Raw genomic sequence first — 23,464 nt, 5'->3', positions numbered from 1 at the left:
TTTTATTTTTTTATCTCAAATCCGAACTTACCCTCTTTCCAAGTTAAAAGAATCTGCGACTCGCTTGGAATTTTCCCTTCTAAAATTGCTGTAGACAGCATATTGACAATCTCTTGTTGAATGAGCCTTTTTAATGGACGAGCCCCAAAGTAAGGGTCATACCCTGTTTCAGCAAGTTGGGCGATTACTTCAGGAGTCCACTTGAGCGAGACATGTTTTTCTGCTAATCGCTTGGCAAGGCGATTTAGTTGAATGAACACAACTTTTTGCATGTCTTCTTTTTGCAAAGGCAAGAAAGGCAGAATATCATCTAGTCGGTTGATAAACTCTGGGCGAAAATGGGCTTTAATGATAGGCTCTAGAGCTGCTAAAATTATCTCTTTATCAATCGAGGAGCCGGCGCGTTCTATTTTTTCCAACAGCTGACTTGAACCCAAATTAGAAGTCATGATGAAAAGAGCATTTTTACAGTTGACTACACGCCCTTTGCTATCTGTAATGCGCCCATCGTCAAAAACTTGAAGAAGAATGTTAAACACATCAGGGTGGGCTTTTTCAATTTCATCTAAAAGCACTACCGAGTAAGGCCTTCTCCGGAGAGCTTCCGTTAATTGCCCTCCTTCTTCGTAACCCACGTATCCAGGGGGAGAGCCGATAAGCTTGGCAATGCTATGCTTTTCCATATACTCTGACATATCTAAGCGCATCAGGGCTTCTTCTTGATCAAATAGCTGTTCGGCCAGAGCTTTTGCTAATTCTGTTTTGCCGACTCCCGTGGGCCCTAAAAAGAGAAAGGCAGCCATGGGTCTTCCCGGATCGCTTAAACCTGATCGTGAGCGCCTAATAGCTTCGCAAGTTGCCTTTACAGCAATCTCTTGTCCCACAACTCGCTTTTCAAGTTCTCTTTCTAGATTTAAGAGGCGTGTGGCTTCTCCTTCTAGCATTTTATTCACAGGGATTCCGGTCCACTTAGAGATGACCTGAGCGATAAGGTTTTCATCCACTTCTTCTTGAAGTAAGCGATTAGGCTTTTCATTCAACTTACGCTCTGCTTCTTGAATCTCTTTTTGAAGTTGGGGAATCTTATTGTAGCGCAGTTCTGCCACTTTGTTATAGTCTGCTTTACGCTCGTATTCTTCTTCTTCAAAACGAAGCTGTTCAAGTTGGTTTTTCTTTTCTTTCAAAGATTCAATAAGTTTTTTCTCTTCTTCCCATTGTTGCCTGAGGAGAGAAAGTTCCTCTTTGATTTGCGCGATTTTTTCATCCATTTTTTCAAGTTCTGTCTGAGCTAAAGGAGTCCCTTCTCGTTTAAGCGCTTCTTGTTTGACAATTAAGCTGGCCAGCTCTCTCTCTTTCGTATCGATGGGGAGAGGACGACTCCCAAGCTGCATCCGAATCATACTGGCAGCTTCATCGATTAAGTCAATGGCCTTATCTGGCAGACGGCGATCCGTGATATAGCGATAAGATAAGAAAACAGCTGCGTGGATCGCTGATTCGGTGATTCTCACGCCATGGAAAATCTCATACTTTTCACGCAGTCCCCGTAAAATAGCAATAGAATCTTCCAGGCTAGGTTCTTTGACCATCACAGGTTGAAAGCGCCGTTCCAGAGCGGCATCTTTTTCAATATGTTTCTGATATTCATTTAGAGTTGTAGCTCCAATGCAATGCAAAGAACCGCGTGCTAGAGCTGGCTTGAGCAGATTTGCAGCATCCATGGCACCTTCAGTTGCCCCTGCTCCGATTAAAGTGTGAACCTCGTCAATAAAAAGGATAATTTTTCCTTCGTTTTTTTCTATATCTTGAAGGATGCCTTTAAGCCTTTCTTCAAATTCTCCGCGGTATTTGGTGCCTGCGATTAAAGTTCCCATATCAAGAGATAGCAGCTGCTTATTTTTTAACGAATCGGGAACATCCTTTTGAACAATTCGTTGAGCAAGTCCTTCTGCAATGGCTGTTTTCCCGACACCAGGGTCTCCAATCAACATAGGATTGTTTTTCGTGCGGCGGCTCAGAACTTGCATGGTTCTACGAATTTCTTCATCGCGGCCTATCACGGGATCTAATTTTCCCTCTTTGGCCAGGGCAGTTAAATTTTTACAATACTTTTCCAACGTTTGTAAGCTTGCTTCTGCTGTAGGTGAGTCCATATGTCGGTCTCCTCTGATGAGCTTGATTTGATCTTCCAATTCTTTTAAGGAAATTCCTGTTTTCTTTTTCCAACTTAGAAAAGGTTCTCCTCCATTTTTCCAGTAAGAAATGAGAAAATGGTCGCTGCTTGTATAAGTATCTTTCCAAGCTTGAGCGATACTTTGAGCATCTAAGATGCGGCTTTGAAGGCTTTGAGAAGCGCGCGGAGGCTGGATGTTGTCTCCGCTATAAGTCGGCTGACTATTTATCTTTTGTTGAAGTTCTTTTATTAAGGGATCAAGGTTTGCATTTAAATGGGTTAAAATAGAGCTAAAATACCCCTCAGGATCAGATAAAAAAGCCATTAATAAATCGTTTTCAGTGACTTCAATACCCTGTCTTTGCTGAGCGCTGGAGAAAGCTTGCTGAAGCGCTTGTGCAACAGATTCTGTGAAGTTTTGATTCATATTTTTCCTCCATTCGATCAATTTGTTTCAAAATTTCACTTTATTAAAATGGCTTAAGGTTTTCCTTAAGCATTATAACTCCCTGCACTTACTTTTCCACCGGTTCCTGCCCAATCTGTGTGAAAGAATTGCCCGCGTGGTTGGTCGATTCTTTCATACGTATGAGCCCCAAAGAAATCTCTTTGTGCTTGTAAAAGGTTAGCTGGCAAACGTTCGGTTCTATAACCATCGTAGAAAGCAAGGGCCGTACTGAAGCAGGGTACAGGGGTCCCCAATTCTGCTGCTGTTGAAACGGCTTTACGCCAACCAGCTTGCGCTTGCTCAATGGCTGTAGAGAAAAATGGATCGAGTAAAAGATTTTTGAGATGCGGGTTTTTTGTATAAGCTTCTTTAATTTTACCTAAAAAGAGACTGCGAATAATGCAACCACCTCTCCACATAAGAGCAATACCGCCATAATTTAAATGCCAGTTGTATTCCTGAGCAGCTTGATGCATAAGCATAAAGCCCTGTGCATAGCTAATGATTTTAGAAGCATAGAGTGCATGGCGGATATTCTGAATGAATTCGGCTGGATCCCCTCTATAAGAGGCAGTGGGGCCTTTTAAAACTTTGCTGGCTTCAATTCTTTCAGCTTTAAGGGCTGAAAGGCAGCGCGCAAAAACCGCCTCGCTAATAAGAGTTAAGGGCATCCCTAAGTCAAGCGCATTTATGACGGTCCATTTACCAGTTCCTTTTTGGCCCGCCACGTCTAGAATTTTCTCGATTAGAGGAGCTCCATCTTCGTCTTGATGCGTGAAGATTTGGCTAGTGATTTCAATGAGATAACTATTGAGTTCCTGTGTATTCCATTCCTTAAAAATGGCGTGTAATTGATCTGCATTTAATCCTAGCACATTTTTGAGCAAGGCATAAGCTTCGCAAATAAGCTGCATGTCTCCATATTCAATGCCGTTGTGCACCATTTTGACATAGTGGCCAGCCCCATCTTCGCCCACCCAATCGCAACAGGGTTCATTATTGTCTACTTTAGCGCTGATGGCTTGGAAAATATTTTTTAGATAAGGCCAACCTTCAGGATTTCCTCCTGGCATGATTGAAGGGCCATGCCGGGCACCTTCTTCGCCCCCAGAAATTCCCGTCCCCACGAAGATAAGCCCTTTTTCTTTTAACATTTTTGTACGGCGATTAGTATCGGTAAAAAGGCTGTTTCCTCCATCGATAATCATGTCTCCTTTATCCAGGTAGGGAAGGCATAAATCAATGAAGTGATCCACAGCTTCACCTGCTTTAACCATCAACATGACTTTTCGAGGCCTTTTTAAATGGGAGAAAAAGTCTTCTAAAGAGTGTGCTCCGTAGATTTGGGTGCCTTTGGCAGGGCCTTGAAGGAATTCATCAACTTTAGAAACAGTTCGGTTAAACACAGCTACTTTGAAATTATGATCGTTCATATTAAGAGCAAGATTTTGCCCCATGACTGCAAGACCGATTAGCCCTATATCTGCTTCTGACATATATCCTTCCTTAAATGCTTTTGACGTGAACATTGAGTTTTTAGCGATTGGGGAGTTTCATTTCCATCTATTGGGATCATATCAAAAGAAGATTAACTGCAATAGAATAAAAAAAAGAAGAATCTAAACAGAAAATTGTTTAGGAAATTTTTTATAGATGAGGGGTAATGCAAGAGAAATAGTCCCTTCATTTTTGGATCTATCTCTTTGTGCCTCAACTGAAAAATCCATCTCTAAAAATCTTTTAAAAACGAAACTCGCCTTCTCCCACTTGTTGCGGTTTGTATTCTTATAGTTTTTGCTCGTCTTTTGGAGCCTTATGCCTCTGCGCATTCGTTGCTAACATAAACTGCCTTTGTTGTTTAGCCCACCTTCCTAGGGGCAGAAGATTTTTTTCGAATTAGCTTAGGAATCTGCTATTGGAATTTTTTTCTAAAAAAGAGTGCAGTATGGCGGAAATTCCAGAAAGGGAAATTCAAACAAAAGCAAGGGATTATCTAGGAATGGCGGCTGCGATTTCTCAAGCTTCAGAAATAATCGAAAAGAAGGGATCAACGCTTAGCCACAAGTTCTCAGAGAAAAGTTAGTCCGGCTATGGCCTAGTTGCGAGGATAATAAACGGTTGGGGCTTAAGGAGAGATTGGCCTAAATCTAGGAAGTTAAAAGTTATACAGTTTGGTATCGGCATATGGCACCGTGCCTAGCAGCCTGAATTTTTCTTTCAGGCTTTCTTCAGGGTTTTGACTAAGTGGAGGAGAAGAAAGACCAAGTTGCGTGCGGGAAAGCTTCTAAAAGCATGCCATTTAATTTAATCTGCTATGCGTTACAAGAAGCTTGACGCTTGCTAGGCTATGCATAAAAGCCTATCAAACAAGCATACAGCTAGTGGTTGAGGTGGCCTACTTGATGGCTTAAAGCATCAAGCGCATGTGTTATTAACCTTAATCAAAAGCAAAAGAGGAACTGAAGCATTAAGCCTCATTATCGGGGTATTTATGCGACAAAGCCTAAGCTTTTTGCTAACTTTCTTCCGGTCTGGCTTTCTTTTCACCTTGACACTAAATTGTTAAGCTTGTAAAATAATTTTTTTTAAAAAATTAAAATAAAGGAATCAAGATGAGCACAAATAGCGTTAGCTTTTTAATAAAATTGGATCATATATCTGACTACATTCCAATTGTAAGTACAGCCACTAATTTGATTGATTTATTTCAGAAATATAGGGTTCTTCCCACAAAGCAAAAAGCAGATAGTTCAAAAAAACGCTACTACGAGCATTTACACCAAAAAAGCTATTCCCGCTGTATTATCCTATTAATACCTATTGTAGGAAATATTATTGTAGGAATTTACGATTTTGCTATCAGGAAATATAACAATAGAAATTTCATGCTTGCCGCTGTTCAGCAGAAGGGGTGGATGCTTCAGTTTGCCAGCGCACAGCTTAAAAACGATAGAGAAGTAGTGCTTGCCGCTGTTAAGCAGTATGGGGGGGCGCTTCTGTTTGCCAGCGCACAGCTTAAAGGTGATAGGGATTTCATACTGGCTGTTGTTCAGCAGCAGGGGTGGACGCTTCAGTTTGCCAGCGAACAGCTTAAAAGCGATAGGGACATAGTGCTTGCCGCTGTTCAGCAGTATGGGTGGGCTCTTGAGTATGCCAGCGAAGAGCTTAAAAACGATAGAGAAGTAGTGCTTGCCGCTGTTCAGCAGAAGGGGCGCGCGCTTAAGGATGCCAGCGAAAAGCTTAAAAACGATAGAGAAGTAGTGTTTGCCGCTGTTCAGCAGAAGGGGGGCGCGCTTAAGTATGCCAGCGAAGAGCTTAAAAACGATAGGGGCGTAGTGCTTGCCGCTGTTCAGCAGGATGGGCGGGCGCTTGAGTATGCCAGCGAAGAGCTTAAAAACGATAGGAGCGTAGTACTTGCTGCTGTTAAGCAGTATGAGGGGGCGCTTGAGTATGCTAGTGAAGAGCTTAAGCAAGAACTTAAGAATAGGTGCTCGTAATAATTTTAAGACTTTAAGTTTTCGATTGTTCCTGTATTTCGAACAAAATATAGGAGCAGCGTGCCTGACATGGTTAGAAAACTCTTCTTCAAACGGCTTCCAATCAATCGGTGTTGAAAACGGTGTGAACGAAAGATTTTGGCTAAGTTGGTTGCTTGAAGGTAAATGGAAAAGAAGGATTTATTGGTTGTTTTACTTGGTTGAATTTTAGGTCAATGGTGCCAACCTACCTTTTTAAAACTTTCACGCGATTTTTTTGAATTAAGCCGTCCATTGCTTCTGCATAAATGGGCATGCTGCGGAGATCAAGGGAGAATTTCGTCAACAATTTTTTAAAGTAGCAAAAATCTATGAAAAAGGCTTGAGAGAAAGCAGATTTTGAATTAATCTATAAGTTTTTGTCGCTGTTCTCGTAGCTCAGCAGGATAGAGCGGTTGCCTCCTAAGCAACAGGTCGCGCGTTCGAATCGCGCCGAGGACAATCATCCTGCATGTGTGCTGAGGTATTGCGCAATCCCTTGAGCCACTCCCCATGCAAGCTTTTTTAAATAAACAGGATCTTTAATATTCTTGACTTCCTTTTCATTGGTTAAAAATCCCCCTTCCACCAGAATTGCAGGCATATGAGTTTCTCTGATCACTGCAAAATTTCCTGCTCGGATGCCACGCGATTTAGCAGAAGTCGCTTGAATGACTTTCTCTAAAACAGAGTTGGCCAAGATCTTTGACTGAGTTGTCCTTTTTTTGTCTTTCTCTGAGTGGTAATAGTAAACTTCGATCCCTTCCGCTTTTTTGTTAGGGGCTGAATTGTAATGTAAGCTGACAAAAAGGACTGGATTTTTGGAGTTTGCAAATGAAGCCCTTTTATCAAGGGAAACAAAAAAATCCGCATCGCGAGTCATGGCTGTTGAGTAGCCGAGCTGCTTTAAATAAACGCGCAAAAGCCGTGCCGTGGCAAGGTTGAGATGTTTTTCTGTGTAATTTGTGGCTTCGGCGCCCGCATCATCCCCTCCATGTCCTGCATCGATAACAATCAGTTTTTTGGCATGGTGCCTTTTACTGACTGGAGAATAAGCAATTAAAGTGGGCTCTTGCATCCCTATGCGGTATTCATCCAAGTGGGAGGAGGGGCGGTGACTACAAGAAACTAATTGCAGTGAAATTAGCAAGCTAAAAATGACAAAATGGGTTTTTGAAAAAATAGAGTTCATTTGTGTTGTTGAGGGATTAGGGGGTGTTAAGAGACATTTTAGTACAAATTTCTTTAGCAACTTTTCGATCATCAAATTCTACGGTCTGATGAGCAAAAATTTGGGTATTTTCATGCCCTTTGCCTGCAATTAAAATAATATCGCCTGGATGAGCTTTTTCGATGGCAAGTGCAATAGCAGAATACCGATCGGGTTGCACCAGATAATGGGCGGGCGCTTGAAAGCCTTGCACAATGTCTTGAATAATTTTTAACGGTTCTTCTGAGCGTGGGTTATCGGAAGTGACAATGGTTAAATCGGAAAAAGTGGCGCTTGCTTTAGCCATCTTGGCTCTTTTGGATTTATCCCGATCGCCGCCACATCCAAACACGGTGATGATTTTCCCTTTTTTTAATTCTGTTAAACATTCTAAGGCATTATACAACGCATCTTCTGTATGGGCAAAATCGACGAAAAGATTTAAACCTATTTCGTTAGTAACCGGTTCTAATCTTCCTGGAGGGGGTGGAAAGGTTTGAGCTAGCTCAATTAATTTTTCGAGGGGGACATGGCGAGTTAGTCCAACAGCTATAGCTGCCAAGCAATTGTAAATATTGAATCGTCCAATGAGGGGGAAAAAGGCTGGATAGTTGCACCCTTGGTAGCCTAATTCCAGGTAAGTTCCATGAGGCTTAAAAGAGGTGGGATAGGCACGCAAATCTGCTGGGTGATTAATTCCAAAAGTAAAGATGGGGGTTTTTATGTCTTTTAGAATTGTTTTAACCCAAGGGCAATCCTGGTTGGCGATAATTTTTTTATTTTTTTTTGAGGGAATTTGATCTAATTGCAGAAAGAGCTTACGTTTTGTGTCGGCGTACCTTTCCATGGTGTAATGGTAATCTAAATGATCTTGAGTCAAATTGGTATAAATGGCGGTATCGAAATCGATGTATTCCACCCTTTTTTGGTCAAGCGCATGAGAAGTAACCTCCATCACAGCAGCTTGGCAGCCTTGGTGCACCATTTCCCGTAGCATGCGGTGGTTTGAATGAACATCAGGAGTGGTGTGAGAGGCTTTGTAGCGATATCTTCCCAAAATATACTCAATGGTGCCGATTAAACCACAGGGTATATTAAGTTGCTCCAACAAATGTTTAACCAAAAACGAAGTGGTTGTTTTCCCATTAGTGCCTGTAATTCCCACAGTGAACAAGTCTTGCGAGGGCATTTGGTAAAAATTGGCCGAAAATTGCCCTTCAACTTCTGCTACATCCTTGCAAATGATCTGCGTGACTTCTTTCAAAGTGGGATCGTAAATATCTGTGACAATAGCAATTGCTCCGTGGTTAATGGCTTCAGGGATATACAAGTTACCATCAAATTTTAATCCTTTCTTGGCGATAAATAGATTCCCCGGGGCGATTAATTGCGAATTAGCACATACGCCAGAAATTTCAATCTCTTTGGAGCCTTTAACTTGCAAAACGGGAATGCCTTTAAGGAGTTTTTTTAATTTCATAGAAACTTGCACACATTTTTGATTTTTATGCCTTGTTATTCCACTTTTCATACATTTCTTGCAACTTTCGTGTTTCTTGCATCCAGTGAGCTTTTTCACTATCGCGTCTAGGGTCTCCCAGCGGGTATCCAAAAGGGTCATCGGGCTTAATGCCTAAATATTCTAAGGACTTCATCGCGATCTCTCTAAAGACGGGGGCTGTTGCAACACCTCCGCGAGAATTCTTGCCAATTCCAGGGATATAGCAGCATTCGGGCTCTTCAATCGTCACAAGCAGCACAAAAGCGGGCTTATCAATCGGGGTAAATCCTACAAATGTAGCAATGTTTTGAGTTTTTGAATATACTCCATTTACCACTTTCTCGGCTGTACTTGTTTTGCCTACTTCCGTATAACCCCAGATATCTCCTTTTTGTCCCGACCCTCCCGGTTTAGTGACATATTTCATGGCTTTCACTACTTCATTGACAATCGGTTTTGATAGGACTTGCGGAAATTTATGCAACCTGGCGGGATTCGTATGATCCAGAACTAGGGTTTCTGTACCGTCCGCGTTTTTTTTCACAATCTTTCTAATCAAAGTGGGTTCGACGAGATAGCCGCCGTTTGCAAGCATAGCATAAGCACGCGCAATTTGGATGCTATTCAGTTGGATATTATGCCCAATTGCCAAAGAAAAAGGGGTAGGTGTAGACCATTCTAAAGCTCCATTTGGATGTTTTTTCCCTATTCTAGGCAGTAAGCCAGGACTTTCAGAAGGCAATTCGATGTTTGTTTTTTGGCCAAATTTAAAAGTTTCCGATAAGACATTTCGGTACCATTCATTCCCGAGCCGATTGATGACCCGTTCAATAATGCGGGCCATGTAAATATTGGTAGATTTTTGCAACGCCATATACATGTTGAGATATTGATGAAAGCTTAAATCTTTTAAATCTTTAGACCTGCCAGGAAAATGTCCCTTGGCGGTAGGGATCATTTCTTCTGGGTCAAAAATAGGAGGTAATCCCCTTTCACTCATCTGCTCATTTGCTATTAAGGCTGTGGCAAGGGTAAAAGGTTTTATGACAGAACCCGGTTCGTTGGCGTCGGTGACTGCTTTGATTTTAGTGTGCTCAGTCAGGGTTGGATCATTAAAGTATTTCTGATAATCAGGTGGATAGAAGAAAGGGTATTGAGCTAAAGCCAGAATTTCCCCGGTGCGAGGCTCCATAATCACAGCCCAGCCCGCTTTGCCCTTACATTTTTTTACCCCTTTTGCCAGTTCTTCTTCCGCGATCGCTTGAAGGCAATGATTAATGGTTAAATAAACATCGGCTCCATTTTCTGGAGGGGTAATGATTTCACCGGTTTCGAAAGAATGTCTGGGGGAGCGCATGAGAAGCCTTTTCCCCTGCTTTCCTTGTAAAAATGGATTAAATTTAAGCTCTAATCCTCCTGTAGGGAGGGCTTGTTTGGTGGCTTCATCTTTTTGGTTTTGAATAGTATGTAAAACTTGCCCAAGAAGCTTTCCAAAAGGATAAGATCGCTGGTAATCGGAGATGAAAAAAAGCGCATTGCGAGCAATTTTATGTTGTTTGGCATAGCTGAGCCACCATTTTGATAGCTGTTCTTGCACCTTAGAGTCTAACCACATGGCTAATTTACGATTTCGGCTTTTAACGTCAAGCTGGCTGCGCAAAGCAGCTTTTTCTGTAGGAGGAAGGGTTAAATTTTCAAGCAAGTACTGCGCAATTGGATCGCGGTGCGGTTCAGGGATAGAAACAGGATCAATATGGAGATGAAATTTTTGAATATCGACCACAAATTTCTGGGCAGGCTCAGCATGTCCACGCTCTAGGAAAGTATTGGAGATAAAGCTTCCCCGAACAAAGGGTTCATCAATGGTAAAAAAATGTTGTTTTTTAGCTACTTGTGCCCATTTTTCTCCTTGGATAATTTGAATATTATAAAATTGCACAATTAACAAAGCTAGCAAGCTGAAGATAAAAACGGCTAAGACAACCAGTCGCTTGCGATCAGCTAAAGAAATTTTCGGAGGCATCAGATTTTTCATGGGTTTATGTAAAATTTCATTTGAGAAAGAGAATTTCTAAAGATGAAAATTCCATTCTCGCGGGAAGGAAACGTCATGAAATCCTCTAGCTTCCTCTTTTGTCACTCCCTAAAATTCTATACTATTGCCTTGTTTTACGCCCTTTGGGCATCTTCGACTAATCTATCTCTCAATTTTTAGGACGTATGTTAAATTGCCCAGATGCGGAATGCAGCTTAATTTTTGCCTTTCGGCGAGCAGGGGATAAAAATTAATTTTTGGTTATGCCAAGGTTTCAGCTATGAGGCTAAGGATTCCCTCGCTCTATATTAGACCGATTGTACATTGCATGCATCACAATTTTCAAGTATAATGGAACTCAATTGCTCATTGAGGGCAGGGGAGAAAGGATTCTTTTGCATATACGTCGTCCGAAGCTTCTTTCTCATCCGCTCTTTTCAAGGATAAGCAGGTGTTATTTATCTTGATTTTTAGTTAGAGAAAGGGGTTTTTTTGAAATTTTCTGCAAAAAGCCTACTTTTTTAAGTGCGGGGGAGTGTATGGTTTTTTCTATTTATAATTCTACGTCAAATGGGTCTGTCTTTTTTCCCAATTCTTTTTCTCCCCGGCTAAAAGAGGAATTAGAACAAAATCCCCCCCTGATTGAGAAGCAGCTTTCGCAGGAAAAAATAGAGGAATTATCATGGCTAGCCAAAGCAGCTGGGGCTCCTCGATCGGATACCTTTCAAATTTTATTGTTTGCAAACGAATCGGGCGATCCATTTATCAAAAATTCTTCTCTTGAAGGGCTGACAAACATAGCGACGCTCACTCGTTTTATTGATTGTATGAAGCGGGCAGGTTTTAATAAAAGCAACCTTGCAGATCTGGAGTTATTTGAGAACTGCCTTCCTTGGGCACGGGGCATTCAGGACCTTTTGAGTGATAGGGAGAAGTTTCCCGATAAAATTTCCAAACTGGCAGAGGAGCTCGTACAGCATGTCTCCCACATGAAGGAGGGGGAAAATTTACTTTTGCCGGGAGGGTGGATCAATTGCCTCGAAGGTGGGCATACCCTTTTTTATCTTATCCAAAAAAATAAGAACTCTTATTCCCTAGCCGTTTACAATACAGGGAAGGGACTCGAGTATCACGAGGGAATCATCGAAAGAGGGGTTCGAAGGGCTGATGTTAAGTTAAAAGCTGAAAAAATCCATTCAAGACAAATCTGTCAGCATGAATTTTTCCAAGCCCTTATCGAGCTGCAAACTCTTCCTTTCTTTGATCGTTCCTTAAATTTTTCTGCTCAATCTATTTATGCAGGGCTGTTAGCCTATTTAAAAGGAAAGCGTACCGCTTCTTCTATTTCCAACACTCCAGAGCTAATGCGCAAGCCTCAACATTCTGGCTCTTGCACAATGGAAGCCTTGTTTGGAGTTTTGCGTTCTAAGTTTTTGGATCGTGCAAAAACATACCGGGAGAAAATGGGCGCATTGGAAGCCTATAGGAAAGTCAAGTTTGCTTATCGAAAACAATCTCTTGTAGATGCGTGCCTGTATTTTTTTGACCCCCAAACTCCTTGGACTCGCACTTCTCACAAGTTAATTTCAGAAGTGAGCAGTAAGTTGGCTCGTGATGCTTTAAAAATGCGGGCAGACAATCTTTTAACAGAGGCAGAATGTGAAGCTTGTGCCTATACGCAAATGGATATCAAACAGCGCCTTGCTGAAAAAAAGCGGCAGCATTTCTCTTTTAGGCCAAGTGCATTACTTTCTTACGATTTACCGGAACCCCAAATTTTAGTGAGGGCCAATTTCACTCATCCGGCTGCGAGTGGAAAACTTGTGCCATCCAGCTCTCTTTATGAAGGAGGCGGGGATGTAAGCTTGCCACCTATCCCTTTCGAAAAGATTGCGGATATTACCCCTCAGAATGTCTTAGAAGCTTTAATAAAAGGAAAAGAAGAGATTGAGGCGTTTGCTTCAGCGTCTAAAAACCCCTATCAAGTGGTTGAATCGGTGTCTAGATTTTTGTATGCCCTTCCTCTACCCTATAACCTCGAGGGCAGAAATTTTTGGAATGGAGTTCCAGAGGGTCAAATCACCCAATGTCTAGAGTTGCTTTTCGGCATTTCAGCCAAATACTGTTTGGAGTCCGAATTGTTTCTGCCTCGTATGATTATTGGGAGCCATATTTCCTTAGTGATTGGAGAGTATTTGGCTCGAAGGCAGCCAGATAATTTTTTACAAGGCTATACTTTAGATTCTTCGGCCTTCATCGCATTCGCTCAATCTCCTCATTTTACCTTTGAAGACCCCTCTGATCAGCAAAAATTACAGGAAGTTTTGCAAGCGTTAGCTCCTTCAGATGTAGATATTATGCAAACTGTTTCTCTAAAAAAGTTGAAAAAGATTAACAAGAATTCCATTTTTTCTCTTTCTTCGCGGTGGGGGGAGCTAACGATAGATAAAAGAGAGGTAAACCCAGAAACACAATATTACTTGAATTGGATGTATACCTCCAGCGTCTCTAAAGAATTGGAAGCAAGAGGTCTAGATACCTATGAGAAGCGTCTTGCGGCGTTTTTTGAAGAGCAAACAGGTGGCCGAAAGCTACTCCCTGCAAGCGTGCTTTACCTTCGACAGCTTTCTTACTTTGCGACTGGTTTATTGCAATTCCCTATGAATATGCGTGGAGAAGTCGTTTTTAAAATGGATACCGTCTCTCCTCTAACCACAAAAGATGTCATGGCTTTCTCCTTAAAAAATGCTGCCGAGAATTTAACTGTCAGGCTTTGCATTCCTCTATTCTTGCCATTACAAAAGGAGGAAGATTATCTTTTAGAACTATTCTTCCGCTATCGATTTTTTAACTCTCTGCCCTTAGGAGTTGAAGAGGATATCTATTGGCCACAGCTGTCACTAATAAACCATGATGTTAAAAATAATTTTAAAACACACTTTTATGGCTTGAAACAGAACGTGCTTATGCAAAAAACGGCGGATGAAGAAATAAGAGACGCTTATATTACAAGCGCTGTTTTACAGGATGAAGTGGTTAGAATTCTCGCTTATTACCAAGGAAGACCGGAAGCGCTTCTAGAAGATGGTATAGAGCAAGAAAAATTAACACGCCACCTTTTGAGGCCAAGAGCATTGCTGATGCAGCTTTATAATGAACCCACAATTGCTCTCAAATTGTTGGCCTTTATTAACACCCGTTTAGCTTTCTTTCAAGCTTACGGCAAAAAAGACCCCTTTTTATTTTTTTGCCGGCTTGGAAACATTTGTAATCGCTATATTCAATTCTCTCAAAAAAAACATCCGGAAAGATTTATCAGCATCCAAGAAGAGTTAGAGAAAGCACGCATAGATTATCGTAAAAAAGCGATCGTATCTCTCCTTCCAAAATGCAAAAACGGGGAAGAAGTTTATGCAGTATGTCAAACTTTAAAAAATATGCATGTAGGAAGCGATGTCTCATCCTTAAAAGAAGAAAATCTTTTAGAGGTTGCGCAAGATTACTTTGGAGCTGAAATTTATGCGGCCTTTACGTTAATCTCAAAAAAAATGCCGGCTTCTGTTTATTTCGAAAGTAAACAATTTTATGCCTCTATTTTGCCTAAAATTCAGAATCTGTTAAATGTTAAGACGACTTTTCGCAATGCTGTTCTCAACGCAATCCTAAACCTTGTCAAAGGCACAAGCTCGGAGTTAAGGTGGAAAGGAATTTATCCTCATTTTAACTCGGGCAAGTTTGAGATTGATTTAGCTTCCCACCATATTTATGAATCAGGAGAAGTTCTTTCTCATCTCCCTAGAAAGATAGCGGAAGAGCCCTTATTTACAAAAATTTTTCCCGAAATTCCTAAAATTCAAGAGATAGCTCGAGGAGGGCGGTATATCGTTGTAGACAAAAATGGAGAATCCACAATCAGCCTGGATGAAGGGGGAAATTTATCTATTGAGCGGATAATAGGCGGAATTTCCTATATGGCAGTTCCAGAAATGCCTCCCCCAATTAAAAATGCCATTTCTTATGATCTTTTCCACAACCATCCTATTATTTGGTTCAGTAACGAGTTTGAAAACTCTCACTATCTAATCCAGCCTCTAGGTACGCCCCCAGAAAATCAAAGAAACTTTAAAATTTATTATAAACTACCAATCCCTTCATTTTCGAACCGAGGGCTGTCTCCTATAGCTTCCTCTTTTTACCAATTAGCGATTACAGATGAAATGCAGTTACCCCCTGCCCGTATTTTGTTGAATCCTTGGAATGAGAGGGGGTTTGATCCTTTAAAAGAATTTGAGAATGAAAAGTATATTGCTTGCTGGGCTGATATCCAAGAGCCTACCTATGTCAAAGAGATCGAAATGACCCGTTTAGGCTTGCATTTCGATGTTGTCAGGGAAGGGAACGGAAAGCAAAAAGCTTTTTGTCGCGAGGTCCCCGGTTATTATTTAGAGGAAGATCAAAAAATTGAATTTGGAGCGAGCTGGCCAAAATATTTAGTAGTAAAAAATAATTTTGGGCAAAAAAAAATCTTAATGCCGAACAACTTCTTCGAAGCTTACGAAAGAATGGGGTTTCCTTTCGATGTAGTGCTTCATCCTCGCCCAGTAAAGACTGCGAAAGTCTTAATCTACGATTATAAAGAAATAGAAGGGGAGCCACGGTTAAAACCCACCTCGGTTGAAGATGCTCTCTATTTAGTCTGTTTATCTTTTACCCAAAAAAGCTATAAAAAAGCGCTTTATTATCTAAAAAAATCTTATTCTTTAGGAGCCCTAACAAAATATGAACAAGAAATTGTGTCAGAGGTCATTGCACAATTTCTCGCGGCAGGACATCCATCGGCAGTCGTAGTTGGATTGAAAGCGTTCTTGTTATTCCAAGAAAATAAACTTAAATATATTGCTTTAAAATCTCAAAATCCTGAAGAAGTTTGGAGCAAGGATAGTTGGGAAAGGGTTGCTGGCAAATATGTCGACTATATTCAAAATATTCACAACACAACCCGCGCTAGATTAACCCTGGAAGAAGAAAGATCCCTTTTGCGCTTTTTTTGTTTAAAAAAGCTCCATCTTATCTCCCCCCAAATTGCAAAGCGGGTGGAGATTTTATCCGAGCAAAAGAGCTCTATTAAAAAGCTCTCTTATAAGTCTTATACAAGTTCTTGCGAGAACGAAATGGTTGCTGAGTGCGTAAGTCCCGAGAGATTTTTTGACCTTTTTACTGCAGAAGAGAGTAGGGAATTTCCCACTTATTTGATGGGACTGGAAGCCCAAGAATTTCGAAAACTTTTTAGCCTTTTTTACCGCTGTGCGAGGCATGGCTCAAAACAAGAAAAAGAGCCACTTGGCCGAATTTTAGAGCTCTTTAAAGGTTCAAGGTTTTATATAGAGACTTTGAAAATACCGCAAAAGGGACAATTTGAAATAGGAGCCCTTTTAATTTTACACGCAGTTCTTAAGCATCCTCGTAAATTCCCCTCTCTTTTAGAAATTCAGGAAATTAATCATATTTCAAGCGTGGTTCAGCGGCAGAAGATGAGAGACAAAGTATTTCGAAGTCGCATTTTAAAAAATATTCGAACTTCCTCTTTTGTCGGCCGTTTTTTTAAACAAGCTTCCGAAAAAGTAGCTGCATTTTATCTATATGGGGATTTAGTAGCAGATTCAGCAGCTGCAGAAAATTTGCTATTTCAGATCCTCCATGAGGCGGAAAAGAAAGCACACATCCCTTTTTCCTTGCATGCCCAATTGGAGCTTTTGGATAGAACAGATGATCTCTTTTTTGATCAACTTTTACAAAAGTATATGGGGGTTGAAGACAAGCAGGTTGCTACTCCCATTGAGTTACCAGAAATTGAGGATAACGATCCCTTATCTCAAGCCTATTTTAATCAATTAAAAAAAGGGATAAAGCAATTTTATGAACTAGGTCCAAAAACATCCCATTTTTATCACTTCCAGTCGGCAGCAGATCTTTCCATGCTGCAAGAAGAGCTAAAAACAGGCATTGAGAAATCTAAAGGAAACTTAGCGATCCTTGAAAAGCAAATTCTTTCTTTAATGAACACGCCTGCTGAATTTGAAAATGTGCTCAAGCAGGCCGGTAAGCTTATCCCGGCTCTTAGTTTATCAGAAGCTATAGAGCTTTTTGAAAAAGGAGATTTAGAGTTCTACAAACAAAGAACCCATTTATCTGGTAGCCAGATTGGAGTTTTTGAAAAACTTGTCACTCAATATCTGGTGGTTTCCACCCGTAGTGAGCAAGCTCTCAGAGCATTAAATTATGTAAAGCTATTGCAAAAGCTGCCTGAGAATGCAGATGAAAAAAATCCCTTAATTCAAAAAATAGGGGAGGAGCTATCCAATAGACGGCACTATTCCGAGGCAAGCCAAAATTGCTTAGCACGCACCCTTCTTCTTTTTGAACACCGCAACAAGGTTCTGTTAAGAAAAAAACAGGTCTCTTTTTTAGAAAAAATTTTAAGCCATCCATATCCTAGGCAGCTGATTACGCAGCTAGGTACAGGCGCAGGGAAATCTAAAGTGCTAGCCTCCTTGCTAGAATGGCTTTCGCATAAGCAGTCTCGCTTGGTTTTCAATTTGTGGCCAAGTGCTTTGTATCCAGTCAATAAAAATGACATGAAATTGCAGGTGGGAGAAACATTTAACCAAGTATCAGATACTTACGAATTTGAAAGGTCAGCTTCTACAGAGCTTTATCATCTTATTTTCGCAAGACGCGAGCTAGGCAAGGCTCGTTTAGAAAAAAGTCAATTGAATGCTCGCCCTGAAAGTTTACAATGCACAGAATTAAAATTTTTGGAAAAGCTTTATCAAGCCTCCCTCAGAGCTACTAATCCAGCTAAAGGGGAAATTTCTGTCTTGCAAAATATTTTAAAAGCGTTTTTAACCTCTGAAGCGCATTTTGATGAAGAGCATGTAACTCTTTCTGCTAAAAAAGAGGTGAATTTTACTATTGGCGATCCTGTAACTGAGCCGTTAAAAAATATTCTCCTTTTAGAAGAATTGTTTCGTTTTATAGTCAGCGAGCCTGAGATTGTTCAAAAGATGAATGTTAAAAAGAATTTGCAATATCTTGTTTCAGAAGAAATGATTAAGCAAGAAATTGCCCCGCGCATCGCCCAACATATGGGAGAATACCTAAAGATAGCTCCCCATTTGCAAGCCGAATTCGGTGAGTACGTTTTAGGTAAATTGCCCCTTATTCCGCAATGGATTTTAAGCCATCCAAGAAAGCAGGAGATTGGTTTATTAAAAGGGGAATTAACAGCATTGCTGCCTAGTATGCTTTCAAATAAAATTGTCAACGTGCATTACGGCCTTTCTCACCTAGCAAATGGCTCTGAATATGCAAAGCCTTATGAGGCAAGCGATTCACCAATCGAGAATGCAGATTACGACAATATTCATGAAATCTTAAATAAAACCTATCTCACTTATCTAAATCAGCGACTATCTACTGAAAAATTATGGAAATTGGTTAAACAGTTGCAATTTTCTGCCCTTGCCGAATCCAAAATTCGGTTAATAGACGTGAGTAAAACGGAATCCTATAGGTTTTTTGAAAAACATTTTCCCCCAGCAATAAAAGATTTGTTTCTATTGGAAGAGGGAGATATGGAAGGATGGAAAAATGAAATTAATCAAAACGATGAGGTGATTTTCCATTATGTGAAATTATTTGTTTCTCCCTCTATTAAAAAATATGCCTTAAAGTTGAGAAGTGATTCTCAGAACCTTAGATCTCAAGTAGGTAGCTTAATTGCCATGTCTGCTACACCTGGAAATCCTAGTATATATGGATTATCCACCCGCTATGAAAAGGACTTAGGGAGTGATGAGCGAGTTTTAGACGTTCTTTCAAGAAAATGTGCAGATCCTAGCACTTTGGATACTTTAGTAGGGCAAACTTCAGCCGAAATATTAGAATGCATGTTGGAGAAAATCCTTCCCGGAAAGACAAATTTCCGCATGCTCATTGACATCGGAGCCTTGTTTAAAGGGGGTGGAAGTGATGCAGGCGGAGGAAATTTAGAAATTGCTAAAAAATTACTTGGCCATTTTAACAAAAATAATCCCGAAATTCGGGGCATCGTTTTTTTTCATGAAGACCAACTAAAAATCTTAGAGAGAGGAAGGGATAGCATACTTCCCTTGGAACAAAGTCAGCTTATGCCGCATCAACGCTTTACTTTTTGCGATCATAAGCACATGTTTGGCGCAGATGTGAAACAATTTTCCAAAGCGGAAGGGATTGCCACTTTTTCAAAGCATACAACTAAAGATGACCTCCTACAAGGTGCGGGGCGCCTACGAGAGCTTTTAGAAGAGCAAACGGTGAAATGGGTCACAACCCAAGAAATTTACCAGGCAGTGGCTAAACCGGGAGAAACATTTACGTTTGAAAAATTATTAAGCCTAGCGATAAAAAATCAAGCCGAACAAGAGGCAGATGACCTTTATCGTTCTATTAAACAGCAGATGCGCAATGATATTCGAGCGGTATTAATGAGGAAGCTTATTCATGCCAAGTCAGAAAAAGACGCGATTGCCTTATTTAAAGATTTTTTCCCCTTTCTAGTGGAAAAGGTGGAATTGGATGCCTTTAAGCTTTATGGAGGAATTCTTAAAAATAGAACAGACGCAGAAGAGCTGCTTCTTTATCGGGATCAGCTACTCATTCAGCTAGGTAAGCTCAAGCGCTTAAGAAAGTCTGAAAAAAAGGCCATTCATCAGCAGCTTCTAACCTATGATCTTGCTATCAAAGAGAGAGAAAGCCAGCTATCTGCGCAAAAAAAACAACATTTTGTGGAAATAGGCGTAGAAGCAGAAATCCAGCAAAATGTAGAAAAACAGGTAGAGGTTAACCTAGAAACATTCAGCATGGATGCTTCCGGCTTGCAGTTGCATAAAGCTGACAAATGGAGGGAGTCCTTAAGTCTTTACAAAGATAACTGGATAAAGCCTTCCTCAACTCTTCTCTTGCGGATCATGGCAGCTGTCCGAAGAGTCTTACTATTCTCCTTCCGTTTAATAACTTCTTTAGTCACCGGTCCATCTCCGAAAAGTGGGCGGGAGCCCTCTCCCTATCTGCTGTTTGTCAGTAGCTTTGTCAGTGGCATAGTGTTGCCGTACATCTTACTCTTTACTGCCGGGGTAATCTTTGTGGATAGGGGCTTAAATTTAATGGGAAGAATTGTTTATTGGCGTTCTGGGTGTTTATTATTTTCTGCGCATTCAGTGATCCAAAAGGCTGCAGATCGGAAAATCTCCGCAGCTCATCCTTTTTTTAAGAATTCTCCCCAGGCAAAATTACTCCTAACGAATAACTTTGTGACTTTACGCCCTAAAAAAATCTCCACCTTGCCCATCCAACCGTTGGGAAAAGAGCAGAAGCCTTTATACGAGGTTTTAGTGGTAGAGGACGAGTTTCCTAATGGCAAAAAGCAATTCTCGGTGATTATGGGGGACCAATCGACAGATGGCGTATTTTGGCGCAAGAAACTAGTTGAAGATAGAGAAAAAACGCCAATTGAGGTTGCTCAAAAGCGAAAGCGCAAAATTTGTTTGTATGACTTGCACATGGGGATTGTCCAAAATGGGAAGAATGGTTTTGATGAGCAAGAATTAAAAAATAACCCAGATTTTCAAAAATTGATTGTTAAGGCTAAACTTTACAATGCAGATTCGAATTTCAATGATAAAGAGGAAGCTGTATTGGCGCGCTTATTATCTAACGATAAAACGAGGAAGAAAATGCGAGCTTTCTTTGAAAGGGCGTTAATTTGGCATCATGCTAAGCAGTCTCATTTTTACCAGAGTATTGTTCATACTTTATTGAATAGAGAGGTGGATAGCTTTATTTGAACTGTTAGCGGATTGATAAAAAGGTTTTTTATGCTTGGATTAAAAAGGGAAGGCTATCATTTGATAACATCCACCTCTTATCTCTATGGTAGATAACAAATCCAGGGGATTTGCTTCTTACTTTCATGCCACAAGATGCGCGCCCACTTTGCTTTTACTAAGGAGCAGCCTATCTTTTAGAGGGATTCACGAGTTTGCAAGGGCTTGTCTGTGTAGATATTTTGCATGAGAGGCCCTTGTTCTTCTGAACTTTTTCTTCCAAGGTTTAAAATTGAAAGCAAGAAAAGATACTTAAACATTCCCTTCAAAACTACCAGAAGGAAAATAGGAATAGCCGGAACTCTGCAATATGTTTTAAATTCTTGACAGATTCCTACCGAGTCTTCATCCTTTATGTGTACTTACTGAGAGAGGAAATTGTTGTGTTAGAAGCCCCAAATTTTATTCCATATGCGCGTCAATCCATTGACGATTCCGACAGAGAAGAAGTGATGAAAGCGATGTCAGGCAGTTTTTTAACGCGTGGGCCTTATGTGCAAGCTTTTGAGCAAGCAATCGCAAATTATTGCGGAGCAAAATATGCCGTTGCTTTTAACAGCGCCTCAACAGGGCTAATGGCTGCTTGTCATGTGGGAAAAATTCAGCCTGGAGATCGTTTTATCACTACTCCTAATTCATTTGTCATCAGTACAGGGGTAGCTTCTTTAAGAAAAACCACCCCCACTTTTGTAGATATTGATCGGAAAAGTGGAAACTTAAACATAGAGCAATTAGCGTGCAATGCCAATTTACCTGCTTCTAGGGGAAAAACGGTGGTGCTTCCAGTCCATTTTGCCGGCATTCCAGTTGACATGAAAAAATTGGATCAAATGCTACGGAATCCAAACGTCTTAGTCATTGAAGACGCTGCGCATGCGTTAGGTTCCCGCTATCCGAGCGGTGAAAAAGTGGGGAGCTGTAGGTGGAGTGCGATGACTGTTTTCAGTTTTCACCCCGCAAAAAATTTAACGACGGGTGAAGGGGGAATGGTTTTAACAAATGATCCCGACTTAGATGAGAGATTGCGCCGTTTTAGAAATAATGGGATCGAAAAAAATGGAGAAATGCAGAAGAAAATGCCGTGGTATTATGAAGTGGAAGAAATCACAGGCAATTTTCATATGACGGAATTACAGGCGGCACTAGGACTTAGCCAGCTCAAACGTCTTGATTTTTTCATCTCAAAACGGCAAAGACTTGTTGCCCTTTATCGGCAGTTATTCAAGCATACGCCCCATCTAAACTTTTTTTCTCCTAAGCACGATGCCTATAGTGCTTACCACCTATTCGTGGTGCAAATCGATTTCAAAGCTATAAAACAAACCCGCACGGAAGTTATGCGAAAGCTGTATGAGGAAGGAATTGGAACTCAAGTGCATTATATTCCTATTTATAGGCATCCGGTTTATAAATCCTCTTTAGGGGATATTTCTCCCTTTTTTCCTGAAATGGAGGCCTACTATTCTGAGGCGCTTTCTTTACCTTTATACGTGGATTTGTCAGAAGAAGAAGTTCAAAAAGTCTGTTTTTGCCTAAAAAAAGTTTTAAAAAGAGCTTCCTAGCTATAAGCTAAAATGAGAGCTTTGGCAGTATTGGAAATGGCCAAACTAGGTTCATTTTGAAGAAGGTGGGCCAATTTGAGACCTTCCGTTTTTTTCCCGAGCATAAAAAGGGCTTTGGCTACGTTTAAAAGAGTGGGTGCATGGTCTGCCTCCACTTTTAACGCCTGGTCAAAGCATTTTAAAGCTTTAAGGGGGTTATTCAATTGCAAATACAACGCGCCTAACGTTTGAAGATCATAAGCGCTCTCGGGCGCTAAAGCCGCTAGGGCTTCATAAAAGGAAAGGGCAATTTCATACTTCCCCTGTCTTAAATAGGCATAACCTGTGAGCCGCAGCTCATCCAGTTGTTCTTCAGTCCATCCCAAAGTTTTTACCCAATTTATTTTAGCCATCCCTTACCCCTGTAAGAATTGTCCAATTCGGCCGACGATGAATCCCAGCCATTCATTAATTTTGTTGATTTGTTTAAAACAATTAGAAATGGCTTTTTTTTCTTGCTCTTCTTCGGGAGTATTGCAAGGAATTGCAGCTAAGGTTGCCTCTAATTCCTCTTGAGCTTCATAAGAGCCTAACGAGGGAGCAACCCGATAAAAGGCAAAAGGGGAGCGTCTCAGATTGCGAATTCGTTGAGGGGGATAAAAATAAGCCCACGGGGTGTGAAGCGGAACGATCCCTAACAAAATGTCTATTTCGGTTAACTTGGGGAAAACGTCAACAATTTGGGTTTGAGGTGGAATGGAGGAAGCCGATTTAAGGCTTAACTGTTGGTCAATTTGCTCCAACATTTTGGTACGAATGGCGTACAAGTTATAAACGCTTAGGTCTAGTTGATCAATAGTAGCCATACCTCTCCTCATTTATCTCTTACTACATCGTTCAATTTTTTTATAAAAAGGCTGAAATCAATAACCTTCCCCTTAAGCCGCGATTACCTTTCTAACATGGCAATTATCCATCTCGTTGAATGAGTGTAGTTTAATAGAAGTGAGCGTCTCATTTATTCTCTTTATATTTAGTTTATCACGGCCCGATTTTCTTGTAAATTAAGCTGTCTAGCTACTTTTCTTTGCTTCAAAAATAAGACGCTATGGCAAAAA

The 23,464-nt window shown here is 40.7% G+C and carries 11 protein-coding genes and 1 tRNA gene; 5 read left to right on the top strand and 7 right to left on the bottom strand.

From position 1 onward, the window contains the following. Window positions 1-2: 2 nt before the first annotated feature. On the bottom strand, window positions 3-2,600 hold the full coding sequence (locus PARA125_RS07330) for an ATP-dependent Clp protease ATP-binding subunit (protein WP_213158184.1): 2,598 nt from the start codon (window positions 2,598-2,600) through the stop codon (window positions 3-5). A gap of 65 nt (window positions 2,601-2,665) precedes the next feature. Further along, entirely contained in the window at window positions 2,666-4,117 is a 1,452-nt protein-coding gene (gene gnd / locus PARA125_RS07325) for a decarboxylating NADP(+)-dependent phosphogluconate dehydrogenase (protein WP_213158183.1), read from the bottom strand. A gap of 449 nt (window positions 4,118-4,566) precedes the next feature. Here gnd and PARA125_RS07320 point away from each other — a divergent pair, with 449 nt between their 5' ends. The 3 genes from PARA125_RS07320 to PARA125_RS07310 all read left to right on the top strand — a co-directional run bounded on the left by PARA125_RS07320 (window position 4,567) and on the right by PARA125_RS07310 (window position 6,598). Further along, window positions 4,567-4,704, top strand: a complete 138-nt coding sequence (locus PARA125_RS07320; protein WP_213158182.1) for a hypothetical protein — start codon at window positions 4,567-4,569, stop codon at window positions 4,702-4,704. 529 nt (window positions 4,705-5,233) lie between these two features. Continuing rightward, window positions 5,234-6,118: a DUF4116 domain-containing protein gene (locus PARA125_RS07315; protein ID WP_213158180.1), complete on the top strand. Its 885-nt coding sequence runs from the start codon at window positions 5,234-5,236 to the stop codon at window positions 6,116-6,118. A 406-nt stretch (window positions 6,119-6,524) separates the two neighbouring features. Then, window positions 6,525-6,598: transfer RNA gene (locus tag PARA125_RS07310), tRNA-Arg, on the top strand. 1 nt (window position 6,599) lies between these two features. Here the strand turns inward: PARA125_RS07310 and PARA125_RS07305 are convergent. The 3 genes from PARA125_RS07305 to PARA125_RS07295 are packed head-to-tail and all read right to left on the bottom strand — an operon-like array spanning window position 6,600 to window position 10,870. Next, window positions 6,600-7,328, bottom strand: a complete 729-nt coding sequence (locus PARA125_RS07305; RefSeq protein ID WP_213158179.1) for an N-acetylmuramoyl-L-alanine amidase family protein — start codon at window positions 7,326-7,328, stop codon at window positions 6,600-6,602. Window positions 7,329-7,344: 16 nt separating this feature from the next. After that, the gene (locus PARA125_RS07300; protein WP_213158178.1) at window positions 7,345-8,826 is read right to left on the bottom strand and encodes a UDP-N-acetylmuramoyl-L-alanyl-D-glutamate--2,6-diaminopimelate ligase; all 1,482 of its coding nucleotides are present in this window, start codon (window positions 8,824-8,826) and stop codon (window positions 7,345-7,347) included. A gap of 25 nt (window positions 8,827-8,851) precedes the next feature. After that, complete coding sequence (locus tag PARA125_RS07295; RefSeq protein WP_249274257.1) at window positions 8,852-10,870, bottom strand: peptidoglycan D,D-transpeptidase FtsI family protein; 2,019 nt, start codon at window positions 10,868-10,870, stop codon at window positions 8,852-8,854. A gap of 551 nt (window positions 10,871-11,421) precedes the next feature. Between PARA125_RS07295 and PARA125_RS07290 the strand changes: the two genes are divergently transcribed. Together PARA125_RS07290 and PARA125_RS07285 are read left to right on the top strand one after the other, a co-directional pair. Further along, window positions 11,422-20,766 carry a DUF3638 domain-containing protein gene (locus PARA125_RS07290; RefSeq protein WP_213158174.1) on the top strand — a complete coding sequence of 3,115 codons (9,345 nt, stop codon included), beginning with the start codon at window positions 11,422-11,424 and terminating at the stop codon, window positions 20,764-20,766. Between the two features lie 422 nt (window positions 20,767-21,188). Next, complete coding sequence (locus PARA125_RS07285) at window positions 21,189-22,367, top strand: DegT/DnrJ/EryC1/StrS family aminotransferase (protein ID WP_213158173.1); 1,179 nt, start codon at window positions 21,189-21,191, stop codon at window positions 22,365-22,367. Here PARA125_RS07285 and PARA125_RS07280 read toward each other — a convergent pair. Together PARA125_RS07280 and PARA125_RS07275 are read right to left on the bottom strand one after the other, a co-directional pair. Further along, complete coding sequence (locus PARA125_RS07280; protein WP_213158171.1) at window positions 22,364-22,759, bottom strand: tetratricopeptide repeat protein; 396 nt, start codon at window positions 22,757-22,759, stop codon at window positions 22,364-22,366. The two genes, PARA125_RS07285 and PARA125_RS07280, sit on opposite strands and share 4 nt — an antisense overlap. A gap of 3 nt (window positions 22,760-22,762) precedes the next feature. Next, window positions 22,763-23,212: a DUF5399 domain-containing protein gene (locus PARA125_RS07275; protein WP_213158170.1), complete on the bottom strand. Its 450-nt coding sequence runs from the start codon at window positions 23,210-23,212 to the stop codon at window positions 22,763-22,765. Between the last annotated feature and the right edge of the window lie 252 nt (window positions 23,213-23,464).

Origin of the sequence: Parachlamydia sp. AcF125 (assembly GCF_018342475.1) — a bacterium.
In the GTDB taxonomy this organism is placed as follows: Bacteria; Chlamydiota; Chlamydiia; order Chlamydiales; family Parachlamydiaceae; genus Parachlamydia.
The sequence above is the reverse complement of the archived record's forward strand: the minus strand, read 5'-3'. Positions and strand labels throughout refer to the sequence as shown.